Below are 12,061 nucleotides of genomic sequence, written 5' to 3' on the forward strand. Positions count from 1 at the left end.
AAAGGATCACAAACCTCTTCCGTCAACCCGGCGGAAGAGTGGGCCAGGTTTCGATAATCCGGCCTTTGGAAAGAACGTGAATTCCATCGAAATGTTGCAGCACCGCCTCGCTCTGCGTCGGGCGAAAGAAAGCAAAATCATCAGGTTTCAAGGTGCTTTCGTAAGGCAGAGCCATCATTTGCTGATTGGATGAAAGCCCCCAGATCTTGTTTTCCCGCATGCCTTTGGGAAAAACCGGTTTGGCCATCCACTTGCCGCCATAGAGAAAACACCCCTTGTGCGGGAAAAGGCCGATAGCCTGCATTAGACTTGTCAGCAACGGAGGCCCCGGCAAGCGGACCTCCTCCACTTTCAACACAGGCGTGGCAATAAAGACGGCAGGCTGCACAGCCTCAAGAGACGGCATATCGAAATCCGTCGGCTTCAGAAAAGCCGAGCCCACGGAAACTTCATTCGCGGCACCGGCATCATGATAGGAAAGCGCAGTTTTACTGCCGCCCGTATTGGCGATGGCGCAGGTGCCATGCGGAAATACCGAAACAAATGCCTTGACGCGGGAGATGACTTTCTCCCTTTCCGCAGCGCCTCCGATGAGACGAGCAACCTCCGGGATATGCGCCTCATAGCCGACAAGACCCTCTATTCTCAACTCCTTTTGCTGAATGGCACGTGCGCAGATGGCAGCCAGCGCATCAGGCGTTTCGAACCCACCGCGATGCATGCCGGTATCCGTCTCAAAGGCTATTCTGATTGTTTGTCCAGCTTCGCGCGCCAGTGCCGCATATTGGTCGAGCCGGTCCGGGCTATCGATCAGAAATACTGTGCGTCGCAGAAGATCCTCGACCAGATACGGAGAAGCGAGCCGCATCCACGCCGCAAGCGCTCTGGTGGGAAGCGGTTTCCCGTAAAGAATTTCTGCCTTCGGGAAAGCCTCCAATACGGCGCACGTCATCGGCAGATGGAAGCTCATGAGGCGCATCGTTCCGGCTTGTGTCAGAATGCGCTCGAGCAATGGGATTGATGACAGAGACTTATCAACGACCCGTAAGCCAAGACCCGGCGCGAGACCGCCCGCAATCGTGGCAATATTTGCATCGAGCCTGTCTCTGTCAACCACAAGTACCGGACGAAACAATTCGGCTTGAGAAAGCGCTTCAGAGAGCATCCGGAAATAGTCGGCTTCAGCCATTATCGAACCCCAAGCAGCGTCGCCATGTAAGGCGAGATAAAGCGATTTTCAGGATCTATTTCTGATCTGATCTCCATTGCATCCTTAAATCGCGGATAGATGCCGACCAGATCGGCAGCCCTCAGGTTATGCAATTTACCCCAATGCGGTCGCCCACCCCGCTTACGGAACACAGCCTCCGCAGCAAGGAAGAACGCTGCCGGATTTTCACCGATGCCGTGATGAATGGCTATGGAACACGTGTCACGCTTGTAGAAGGGGCTGAGCCAGAATTCGTCCCCTTTGACACTGCGGACTTCAATGGGAAAGTAGATTTCCGGAAAGCGCTTCTCAATCAGTTCGATGATCTCCGCCAGAGCCCCGGCTCCCTCTTCAAACGGTAGATGATATTCCATTTCATTGAATTTGGTCTGGCGGTCGGTGACATAGACCTTCATCCATTCACCCACGGCCTCCTCGTCGGACAGCTTCGCCATGGCATTGCCGATCAATTTGCGTCGCAAGCCGGGAAACCATCGTAGAAAGGTTCTGAGTTTCTTCAGCGTCGCAAGACCGTCTTCGTCCTCCGAGGTCACTTGAAAATCACCCGGTTCGTCAGTGATATCCAGTGTCTGAAAAAGCGCATGATTGGCAAAGGGAACAAAGAAAATCTCTGCCGATCGATGGGCTGACATCAAGCTTTCGAAGTTTTCAAGCGTATCGCCAATCGATATCATTGTCCGCTTGCGGCGCAGATTATAAGCCGGGACATTCTGAAAGGTAACGGCAGTCAAGGCTCCGAAACTACCAAGCGTCACGCCGGTCGCATGGATCATCTCGTCATCGCGTCCGGCTATAAATTCCCGGTGCGTGCCGCGACCATCGATGAATTGCATGTCTTTCAACAGAGTGTGATAAGCCCCCAGGCTAAGGCCCGAACCATGCGTTGCGGTACCAAGCGCGCCGGCGACAGACTGCTTGTCGATATCGCCCATGTTGGGCAGCGCTTGACCGAGCCCGGCGAGCAATTCCGTCAGATCGCTCAGCTTGGTACCCGCTCCAATCGTTGCGGTCAGGGCGTCACTGTCATAATCGATCAAACCGGACAAAGCCGACAGATCGACGATCGTTCCAGGGGTCGAGACAAGCGGCGTAAATGAATGGCCCGAGCCAACGAGCCGGAGCGGTCCTGGCGCCGAGCGGATGGTATTCTTCAACTCTTCATTCGTACTGGGACGAAGAATTGCTTTCACCTGGGTCTCAACGGTGCCTGACCAATTGCTCCACGATACATTTTCGCCTGAAACCATCGTAACTTCCTCTGTTTATAGGAGGCTTGTTCGGCCACACCGACCGGCGGGCCTTAAGGCCATTTTTATGTAACCCCAATCATTTCTGCTTTCTCACTGTGCGCCAGCATTCCCCTTTGCTATGATAATTGAGAAAAGCTGACACTGTGTCAATTTTTACTTTGGCGTATGTCACAAATTTGTCAACTCGAAAGCGGAGCACGCTATGACGAGCGACCAAAAGACATTGCGGAGACAGCCCCGCCAGGAGCGCAGCAGAGACCGTATTGACGATATCCTTTCGGCAGCAATGGAGCTGATTGGTCAAAAAGGCAGCGCTGCTGTCACCATGCGCGGCATTGCCACTGCAAGCGACATGTCTCTGGCGACCGTCTACCATTACTTTCCAAACAGAACCGCAGTCATCGCTACGCTTTTTGAACGATATTCTGAGGGAACGCGCGAAGTCATCGATACGGCTCTTCAGGACATTGAGGATGCCTCTGGTATTGGCGATGCGGCAGAAATGATCGTTGATTTCTATTATAATCGCGTCCGGAGCGACCCTGCTGTGCAGGACCTGCTCGATGCCGTCCATGCTGACAAGGCACTGCATGACCTCGACATCCAGGAAACCCTCCGGCAGGCCGATCAGTTCAGTCGGAGTACACAGGGCTTTCTGGCGGAAAGTTGCAGGCAGGAATATGCGCGCGCCGTCTATTTGCTATTCCAGCTCGCCAGCGCCGCAATTCGTTTGGCTTTGCATGAGAGTGAAGAAAAAGGCGCCGTGATCATTGATGATTATCGACGTCTTATTCGTGGCCGGTTCAGCCAATTCGAACAGCTATAAGATCTGGAATGGGCCGGCCATTCTGCGTTTTGACAGCAAACTGACGAACACCAAAGGGTGGACAATGTCTATGTCGGAGCACCCATAGCCTCACCAGTAAACGCTCGGCTCGGCGGTGTTTTCGCAAGAAGCAACGCTGGCAAAAAGCGCTTGACATTTCTGTACTGTACCGTTTAGATCAGTTTCGGAGGGATTGATCTAAAAAGCGCCTTTGGGTGCGATCAATCAAAGGAGGAGTTCAAATGTCCATACAGTCGCGCAATATGCGCCCTATGCTTGGTGAGCCGTGCGTTGTCCGGCGATGCCCTTCAGCTGAAATGCCCGTTGACCGGATTGAAGCGCGACGTCCGCGAAAAGCCTAGGACAAATCATTACTCTATATGCTGACACCGTGTCACGGTGAGCGGATTTGCGCGCCGACTTAGATGTCGTCATTGCGCTTTAGCGCCTTACAATACCAGAAATAAAGGACCCAAGACAGTGAGCGGATTCACAATTGTCAACGGCATCGCTGAGATCAGCGACCCCGCTATCTACACGAACTGGCTTGATAACGAAGAGTTCAAAGCCGCGGTCGCGGCAGATCCATCGCCAGAGCGCACAGCGATCAAGCGGTTACTGATCGAGTTCGAAGCCGATCTTTCCAGGATCGTCCGCGACAATGTCGTGAAAGAGCGGGTCGTTGAGGTGATGACGAAGTACATCGCCGAGGACTACATTCAGCACGACCCAAACGCATTCGGCCATGGCCGTGAAAAACTCATCGAGCAGTTCCGACTGGTGCCTATCGCCGGCTCGACGCCGCCGCCCGTGGTGAGCGTCATTCTCGACGGAGAGGTCGGCTGCCTCATGATGCGCGAACTCGCGCCGGATCCGGTCGTGCCGGGTGCGGTTTACGAGTGGAACATCCTAACTGTCTTCCGGGTCCACAACGGCAAGATCGCGGAACATTGGAGCACCTTCCGCAAGGTCGTCCCCGGTCAGAATCCGATGGGGAATTGAGAAGACCGAACTCGATCGCAGCCCGGCTCCAAGGACGCATTGTGGCCGGCTTCGCCGACATCGCCGATGAGCGTTTGCCAGGGAAAAGTGGAACCCGATTTTCCCGAAAAGACAAACGAAACCAAGAGAACCGAGAGTTTGTTCGGTTCAATATGACCTTGACAGACTCTCGTAACGTGGAGCAACCGATGACCTTGCAAAACAAACCACCTGTAGGGGGTCTTCCTCCGGAGTTTCCACCGCTGGCAGGAGGCCTTCCTCACCAACCGAAATTTCCAGACTCGCCGTATCTCAGCGAGGTTGGGCGCCGGATACGCGACGACATCCTCGATATGCTGCCGCTGTTGCGCAAACATGCGGCTGAGAGCGAACAGCTCGGCGCGCTTGCGCCAGAGACGCTCGCGGCCGTCGATCGTTCTGGTGCCTTCAAGATCACCATTCCGACCGAGCTTGGAGGCTATGCACTGGGCGCACGCGATGCTGCGGAAATCGTCAAAGCGCTCGGCCAGGGCGATGCGTCCGCCGGTTGGCTTGTGATCGTCTCGAGCGCAGCCAGAAACGCTCTGGGCTTCGATCCAAAGGCCCGCGACGAAGTCTTCGCCGGCATCCAAGACTGGGTTGGGCCAATCATGTTTGGTGCCACCGTCTTCGCGCCAAAGGTTGGCGATGGCCGTAAGGTCGACGGAGGCTACATGGTGAAGGGGAAATGGTCCTTCGGCAGCGGTTGCAAACATGCTGCCTGGGGAGCAGTCGGTTTCGAATATGACGACCCGACGAGCGGCGCGCGTCTGCGCGCCATGGGTATCCTGTCACGCGACCAATATGAAATCGTCGATGACTGGCATGTCATGGGCCTGCAAGCGACAAATTCAAACAGCGTCCGGGCCGACCAGGAGATTTTTGTTGCCGACTACCGTGTCGTACACACCAATGACCTGCCTCGGATAATGGACTCATTGAAGGGAAAATATTCTGGGCTAGCCTTCAAGCACAGCCCGATTGGCGGCATGGTCGCCATGACATGCACCTTCGCCGCCCTCGCAGTCGGCATCGCGCAAGGCGCTCTCGACTCTTTCCTTGAACAGGCAAAGAAGCGACCACCCTTCAACCTTCCCTATAAGACGATGTCGGAAATGGCCTCCATTCAAATGGTTGCCGGTAAGGCGCGCGCCGTTATCAACGGAGCGAATGCCGTGCTCTGGCGCCACGCCGACGAAATCGACCGGCGTGCGATTGCAGGGGAAGAGTTTTTCCCCTGGAACGAACCCGAGATCACCATGGACCTTGTCCACCAGATCCACGAATGCCTGCGCGTGGTCGACGGGCTCCTACTCGCACTTGGCTCGTCCGCTGTCGTCCTCAGCAATCCGTTGCAACGCGCCTTGCGCGATATCCATGTGCTGGCGACGCATGGTGCGTTCCGGATCGATCCAATGGCCGAAATCAACGGACGCGACATGTTCGGTCTCGAACCTTTCCCGATGATTGCTGCCCTGAGTTCACCTCCTCCGGGCTCACCTCCTACTGGTAAGGGTCCATCGCATATGCCTCCACCGGGCATGACACCTCCAGCAGGCATGGCCCCACCACCAGGCATGGCGCCCCCACCAGGTATGACACCCGCGCGAGGTTAAGCCTGCCTACCGGTCGCCATCATCAATTTCGGATAGCGCGGTCATCACCGTCGGTGTCCGCCTTCACTGAGTTCAAGGAGTTCCGATGTCTCAAACGGATCTATCTATGGCGAAGGGGCTTCCCGCTACGCCCTATTCAAGTGGAACAATGCCGGCGCGCGATGGCGCTCCGCCGAAAGTCAGCTGGAAACAGTATATCGCCGACTTCGTGAAGGCCCCCAGCAAGGCAAAAGCCGCACTTATCGGCAGTCTTATTCTTGTGGCCATGGGGCCGGCTGGCCTCTCGGCACTCACTCCGTTCGTGGTGCCCGCATTCGCGATGAAAACCGGGACGCCGCTGCCGGAAGCTATGCTGATGTTTGTCGCTTTGCCGCTGATTATCGGTCCGCTCGTCCTACCTTTCGCCGGACAATGGGTCGATCGGTTGGGTGCCCGACGCGTCGCTCTTCCCGGGATCATCCTCTACGCACTTGTCACGGCGATCATACCACTTGCTGCGGGCAAGCTCTGGCTGATGGGAATACTTCTCGTTCTCGCGTCGATTTTTGGATTCGGGTCCAGTTTGGGTATAGCGTTCAAGGTGATTTCCGAGTGGTTCCCCAAGCATCGGGGCGTCGGTTTCGGTCTTATCGGGGTCGCATCCAGCCTGTTCAGCGCAATTTTTTCTCCCCTGTTCCAATGGCTCGTAAACGGCAATGCGCCGGTGTCACTACCAATGATGCCGGGCATGGGCACTGAAGACCCATCCAAATCCGCAGCGATGGTTGCAGCCATCGACCCCGGCATATATGCCGGACTCGGCTGGAACGGCGCCTATTATGTGATCGCAGTCGCAATCGCCGTCATCGGTATCCCTGCGGCCTTTTGGCTTATCTCCGAACCGAAGGTGAACGCGGCTGCGGAAGTGCCGAAGACCGTGGATGTCAATCTGCCCGGCGTCCCGTTCAAGGAGGCAATTCCGACGCGCGCCTGGATCTCGATCACGCTGTTCATCGCATTCGCCGCCGCCGGGCCGATTGCCATGCGCCAGAACGCAGTGGACTTCTATGGCCAGACCGGCATCGATCCGGCGACCGTGTCTCTCGCGCTGTCCTTGTGCTTCAGTACGTCGGTTATCGGTTTGCTCGCCGCCGGAGCAGTTCTGGATCGGGCAAACCATCCATGGGTGGTCGCGGTTCTCCTGGCGACAGTGCCGATCGGTCTGGCACTTGCCCTCGTCAATAGCGGCAATCCTGCGCTTCTCTATCTTTCCATGGCGCTTCTCGGCTTCGCAACCGGTGCAGAATCCACTCTCGGTCCGACACTGATCGCCAGGTATTTCGGACTGAAATCCTTCGCCGCCTTGCAAGGTCTCAGCCTCGCAATCACCTCCCCGGCTCTGGCACTGGCCCCATTCCTCGTCAGTGTGGTCAAGACAAGTTCGGGCAGCTACGTCGGTCCACTGCTGATGCTGACTGCAATCGCCCTGGTCGCGGTCATTCTCGCCGCCATGCTGCCGAGATACCCGAAACCATGGGTGCTCCATCAACCCTCAGGTGACGCCCTGCCCGATCGGGCGACAACGACGACCTCATAACCCTAGCATTTGTGGCTTGACCCGAAAGGGCGTTGTTGAAACGGGATGGTTGGCTCGATTTGCCTGAAGAACGAGTATATTTCTCCCGCATCATTCGTTAAATCGGGCCACCCCAGCAGCACGGCTTGTTACATAATACCAGGAGTCATTGAAAACGACCCCTGGCATTCCTTTAAAAGGTCTCAAGCCACTGATAAAATTGATCTATTTTCAATCTCTTCATGGCGGAAAACACGGTAGCATTTTCAATGCTTTGGTATCACGCCACTTTCGCAAGGGGCATCATGTTGCGGTCGAAATAGATCAGCGGCAGCTTGTCCTTGTCACCGGATGCGACATGGACATTGCAGATGAAGATCGTGTGCGTGCCTGACTGCATCGTTTCATGCACAGAACAGGTGAAGCGCGCGCATGCACCTTGAAGCGATGGCTGCCCAAGGCCGTCCTCAATCCACTCACCAAGATCAAACCGCTTTTCCTGCGCAACCTTGCCGCCAAAGGCCATTGCGACATCCTGCTGGTCAGTGGCAAGGATGTTCAGCGTTAGCCTGCCATTCTGCTGCAAGACCGGATGCGCCGAAGCGGTCACGTTCACGCAAACCAACAGTCGCGGCGGCTCCTGACAAACCGAGCAAGCAGCGGTTACGGTCAGACCCGCCCGCCCGGCAGGACCATCGGTTGTCACCACTTTTACGGCTGCGGCCATCATAGCCATTGCGTCCTTGAACTGCATGTCATCAGCAGCACCCATATGGATTATTTCAGACATTCCGTCCCTCCAGAATTAATAGGCGGGGAGCCCAGCGTCGGCAGGCTCCCCTGCGAAACTATACCAAGGCTCTGACATGCTGACGCATCCTCGCCTTGAAGGCATTGCAAATATCTCAAATGCTTGCACCGCTTGAGATATTTGCAAAAGGAATACGAAGAGTCATTTTCAATGACTCTTCGTATTATTCAGCAGCAGCCTGGGTGGATTGGGAAAACGCACCGCGATGTGCGGCACCCGGATGGTTGTCTGGAAGGCGTGGCCCCTGACCGAACAATTTTTGCCGTAAAGGACCTTCGGCATAGTCGCGCTGGGCAAGGCCACGGTCCTGCAAGACCGGCGTGACGTGATCGATGAAATCGATATAGGTGTCGGGATGCAATTGGCAGATCATGTTGATGCCATCAATGCCCGCATCCTGCCAAAGCGCCAATTCGTCGGCGATACTTTCCGGCGTGCCGACAATGCGGCAATTGTAGGAAAGCGCGTTTGCGACCTCCTTGACGGTGGCCTTTTCGCCATTGGGCTTGCCCATCTCGATCATGCGTGCGTAACCCTGCAAGCCATCGAGACCGGACTCATCAACCGGCTTGTCCGGGTCGAGATTGGAGAGATCGACACCCATGTCGCGGCTGACATGCGCGGCAAGGCCTTCATAGCTGACCCATTCGTCAATCTCCGCAGCCTTTCGCTCCGCCTCTTCCATCGTGCTGCCGACGACGAAGGACAGGCCCTGAATGAACTTGAGGTCTTCGGCACCGCGTCCCACCTGCGCCGCCACCGCCTTGGTGCCAGTAATCCCGATCCGGGCACCGTCGACATTCGGATAGAGAACGAAGGTTCCTTCCGCATGCTGCGCCGCGAACTGGCTGCCACGCTTGGAGGCCCCAGCTTGGTAAAGCATCGGCGTCCGTTGCGGAGAGGGGCTGACCAGATGCGGCCCTTGTACCTTGTAACGCTCCCCGACATGGTTGATCCGATGCACTTTGGTATGATCGCTGAACACGCCGCTTTCACGGTCCGCGATCATCGCGCCGTCCTCCCAGGACCCTTCCCAGAGCTTGTAGAGAACGGACATATATTCGTCCGCCCAGTCGTAGCGCTGGTCATGCGGGACGATCTTGTCGTAACCGAAGTTGCGGGCGGCATTGTCCGTCACGCTTGTGACAATGTTCCAACCGATACGGCCGCCGCTGATATGGTCGAGGGTCGAGGCCTTCTTTGCAAACGCGAAAGGATGCTCGGACAGGATCGAACTGGTGAAAACGAGACCAAGGTTTTTCGTCACCCCTGCAAGGGCCGCGCACAAGGTGAAGGTATCGTTGCAAGGCATATGGAGGCCTTGCTCGAAATAAGCATCCCACTTGCCATCATAGGCCGGATCGATACCAAGAATATCCGCGAAGAACATCGCGTCGAACCGCCCCTCTTCCAGTTTCATTGCCAGCTTTGACCAGGTCTCGAACTCATTGAAGTGAGCAAGTTGATTGTTCGGATGTCGCCATGTCCCGTGGTAGATATGCGAGGGAACATTCATCGTGAAGCAATTGAATATAAGCCGTTTGCGCATGTCTGCTGCTCCTGTTGATCTTTGTTGCTCCTCCCAGGACAAAGCCTATGAGACAGGTCGGCCTGCGTCTTGGCTGACAGTGAACACAGACTATGCTGACCGTGCAGGGAGGCCGTCAGCCTTTAGAATTCGCAGCACTGCCGTTTGCCTGAGCGTGGCCAAAGTTCACCGTCACCTCCCTTGAGCGCTCCACGAAATGATTGGCATGATAATTGCTTTAAATTCGGGAATAGTGCCCCGGAGGCGATGACATGGCAGTCTGGAACGCGAACGAAATGCCGGAGCGGGACCGCTTTCCCTATTGGAGGGAGGTCCTGTGCGAAGCCTATATCGCCCTCAATCCCATTCTTGAGGGCGAGCAGCGCTTCAAGGGAGAGGTTCGGGCCAATCTTCTCGATTGCATCAACGTGACAACCATTTCGTCAAGTCGGCAGAAGATACATCGCAGACGTCTGGATATCAGCCGTATGCCGCACGAAGTCTACTTCCTCAATCTTCAAGTCAAGGGACAGTGCCGGATGATGCAAGGATCGCGAGAAGCGCTGCTGGAGCCGGGTGATTTTTCGCTTGTGGATTCAACCGAGCCTTATCTCAAAGATTACTGTAGCGATGACTGGACACAATATTCCTTCCGCATACCGCGAGCCATGCTGAAACCATTGCTGAAACAGGCAGACAAGCAAACGGCAATCCGCTTTACCAATGCGCATCCCATAGCGTCCGTTGCCATCGACTATCTGAAATCCGTCGCGCAGAATGCGGAACACATCGGGACTGCCTCGACGCCGATTGCAAATCACATCGTCGATCTCGTCGCCATGGCGGCAGGCGTGTCCACGACCGAAGAAGACCGCGCCCGTGGGACACTCAGGTCGCAACTTTCACGGTCGGTTATTCAGTTTATCGGCGCGCATGCCGCAGACCCCACACTGACCCCCGCCAAAGCGGCACAGCACTTCAAAATATCGGTCCGCTACGTCCACCGTCTTCTTGAGGAGAGCGGGGAGACCTTCAGCCGCCTGCTGCTCAAGCGGCGTTTGGAGCGATGTGCCGACGATCTACGTGCCGAGGCCGCAATTTCGATCAGTGAGATCGCGTTCCGATGGGGCTTCAACGACCTTTCGCACTTCAGCAAAACCTTCAGGCACCATTTCGGAGTGGCTCCTCGTGACTATCGGGGCCAGTAGGTGGCGCGTGAGGCGCCGTCTACTGGCCGAAACAATCTATAATGGGGTCCGCCTTATTCAATCAACCAAAGGCAGACATCACTTGGTTGGATGATCTGTCCAGGACGGTGGAGCACCAACGACACCAGACAGAACACCACCGAGACCCGGCGCCCGCCCAAACACCTCACACGCCGCATTTTTAGGCTTTCCACCCAGCTGTGACTTGATTTTTTGGCCCGAGGGTAGGGAAAGGTCCAAACCAGAGGACTTGCGGCCTTTTACCAGTATCTCTGAGAACTGGCTGGCAAAGGAAGATGCGAGGCCATAGGCGTCACCGACTTCTGAAACACGCGCAGTATTGGTGATGGAATTTGCACCGCGCGACCAGACCATGGCCGCTCGTTGAGCACCTGTTGCATCAACCGCCTCCGCCTCGACAGCCAGGCCTCCCAGTCCGATCGGCAGACGCGGGACACCCACGGGAAGAACAAAGGAGGTTCCCAGTGTGACTGCGGTCGACAGGCCCGCCACGGCTTTGCTGGTCGGGACTATGTCGGTTATTACAGCGTGAACAGTGAGATCAGCCGCCTCTCCGGGACCAACAACCCGGTATTTATCACTGAGATCGATACACATAGCGCGATCCAGAGCATTGGAGACCAGCCTGTCATTCCCGGCGTCATGGAGCCTCGAAGAGGCCAGCGGCGACAACCGTGTGGGAGCAATGGAAACCGTTTGCGCCGCCAGTATAGCCGGGGTATCCGCGAAACTGCGCGATTTGCTGAAGCGACCTTCAACAGGCCCCAAGCCTTTATAGGAGGACAGCGTACCGGACTGAGTGAGCGGAACGGAGCTACACCCAGCCAATGCCAGCACAAGAAGGAGACCCGCCACCGTCCCCTTTGCTGAATGAACATGGCAAACGGGTGAGTTGGGAGCTTTGCTATCGGCAAGGTATGTCTGCATTTTCGTGACTTTCATGGAATGGATAGCATGGGAATGGATGGTTTTTCGAAATTGTGTTTCCGGCAGGT

10 protein-coding genes are annotated in these 12,061 nt (G+C 56.0%); 5 read left to right on the forward strand and 5 right to left on the reverse strand.

Annotation, left to right across the window (positions count from 1 at the left end):
* Positions 1 to 22: 22 nt before the first annotated feature.
* Positions 23 to 1,189, reverse strand: coding sequence for an alanine racemase (locus IEI95_RS06115; RefSeq protein ID WP_156532049.1), 1,167 nt, complete (start codon positions 1,187 to 1,189; stop codon positions 23 to 25).
* Positions 1,189 to 2,478 (reverse strand): FAD-linked oxidoreductase, L-gulonolactone oxidase family, encoded by a 1,290-nt coding sequence (locus IEI95_RS06120; RefSeq protein ID WP_156532048.1) that lies wholly within the window; start codon positions 2,476 to 2,478, stop codon positions 1,189 to 1,191. Before IEI95_RS06120 ends, IEI95_RS06115 begins: the two co-directional genes overlap by 1 nt.
* A 205-nt stretch (positions 2,479 to 2,683) precedes the next feature.
* Between IEI95_RS06120 and IEI95_RS06125 the strand changes: the two genes are divergently transcribed.
* From IEI95_RS06125 to IEI95_RS06140, 4 genes are all read left to right on the forward strand, one after another.
* On the forward strand, positions 2,684 to 3,307 hold the full coding sequence (locus IEI95_RS06125; RefSeq protein WP_156532047.1) for a TetR/AcrR family transcriptional regulator: 624 nt from the start codon (positions 2,684 to 2,686) through the stop codon (positions 3,305 to 3,307).
* Between the two features lie 480 nt (positions 3,308 to 3,787).
* Positions 3,788 to 4,309, forward strand: a complete 522-nt coding sequence (locus IEI95_RS06130; protein ID WP_071584492.1) for a hypothetical protein — start codon at positions 3,788 to 3,790, stop codon at positions 4,307 to 4,309.
* Between the two features lie 188 nt (positions 4,310 to 4,497).
* A complete protein-coding gene (locus IEI95_RS06135; RefSeq protein WP_234890932.1) occupies positions 4,498 to 5,943 on the forward strand; it encodes an acyl-CoA dehydrogenase family protein in 1,446 nt (481 codons plus the stop codon).
* Positions 5,944 to 6,028: 85 nt separating this feature from the next.
* Positions 6,029 to 7,519, forward strand: coding sequence for an MFS transporter (locus tag IEI95_RS06140; RefSeq protein ID WP_156532046.1), 1,491 nt, complete (start codon positions 6,029 to 6,031; stop codon positions 7,517 to 7,519).
* Between the two features lie 259 nt (positions 7,520 to 7,778).
* On the opposite strand, the gene IEI95_RS06145 is transcribed toward IEI95_RS06140, so the two are convergent.
* Together IEI95_RS06145 and IEI95_RS06150 are read right to left on the reverse strand one after the other, a co-directional pair.
* On the reverse strand, positions 7,779 to 8,288 hold the full coding sequence (locus IEI95_RS06145; RefSeq protein WP_234890931.1) for a flavin reductase family protein: 510 nt from the start codon (positions 8,286 to 8,288) through the stop codon (positions 7,779 to 7,781).
* A 184-nt stretch (positions 8,289 to 8,472) separates the two neighbouring features.
* The gene (locus IEI95_RS06150) at positions 8,473 to 9,858 is read right to left on the reverse strand and encodes an NtaA/DmoA family FMN-dependent monooxygenase (RefSeq protein ID WP_156532045.1); all 1,386 of its coding nucleotides are present in this window, start codon (positions 9,856 to 9,858) and stop codon (positions 8,473 to 8,475) included.
* A 251-nt stretch (positions 9,859 to 10,109) separates the two neighbouring features.
* Here IEI95_RS06150 and IEI95_RS06155 point away from each other — a divergent pair, with 251 nt between their 5' ends.
* The gene (locus IEI95_RS06155; protein WP_194416157.1) at positions 10,110 to 11,045 is read left to right on the forward strand and encodes a helix-turn-helix domain-containing protein; all 936 of its coding nucleotides are present in this window, start codon (positions 10,110 to 10,112) and stop codon (positions 11,043 to 11,045) included.
* 78 nt (positions 11,046 to 11,123) lie between these two features.
* Here the strand turns inward: IEI95_RS06155 and IEI95_RS06160 are convergent, their stop codons facing one another.
* Complete coding sequence (locus IEI95_RS06160; protein ID WP_194416273.1) at positions 11,124 to 11,921, reverse strand: DUF3313 domain-containing protein; 798 nt, start codon at positions 11,919 to 11,921, stop codon at positions 11,124 to 11,126.
* Positions 11,922 to 12,061: the final 140 nt, after the last annotated feature.

It is taken from the genome of Agrobacterium vitis (assembly GCF_014926405.1).
Taxonomy (GTDB): Bacteria; Pseudomonadota; Alphaproteobacteria; order Rhizobiales; family Rhizobiaceae; genus Allorhizobium; species Allorhizobium vitis_H.

Bases quoted from the DNA above. Each gene is read 5' to 3' on its own strand.
- IEI95_RS06115 (WP_156532049.1), bottom strand. From the start codon at position 1,189: ATGGCTGAAGCCGACTATTTCCGGATGCTCTCTGAAGCGCTTTCTCAA.
- IEI95_RS06120 (WP_156532048.1), bottom strand. From the start codon at position 2,478: ATGGTTTCAGGCGAAAATGTATCGTGGAGCAATTGGTCAGGCACCGTT.
- IEI95_RS06125 (WP_156532047.1), top strand. From the start codon at position 2,684: ATGACGAGCGACCAAAAGACATTGCGGAGACAGCCCCGCCAGGAGCGC.
- IEI95_RS06135 (WP_234890932.1), top strand. From the start codon at position 4,498: ATGACCTTGCAAAACAAACCACCTGTAGGGGGTCTTCCTCCGGAGTTT.
- IEI95_RS06140 (WP_156532046.1), top strand. From the start codon at position 6,029: ATGTCTCAAACGGATCTATCTATGGCGAAGGGGCTTCCCGCTACGCCC.
- IEI95_RS06145 (WP_234890931.1), bottom strand. From the start codon at position 8,288: ATGTCTGAAATAATCCATATGGGTGCTGCTGATGACATGCAGTTCAAG.
- IEI95_RS06150 (WP_156532045.1), bottom strand. From the start codon at position 9,858: ATGCGCAAACGGCTTATATTCAATTGCTTCACGATGAATGTTCCCTCG.
- IEI95_RS06155 (WP_194416157.1), top strand. From the start codon at position 10,110: ATGGCAGTCTGGAACGCGAACGAAATGCCGGAGCGGGACCGCTTTCCC.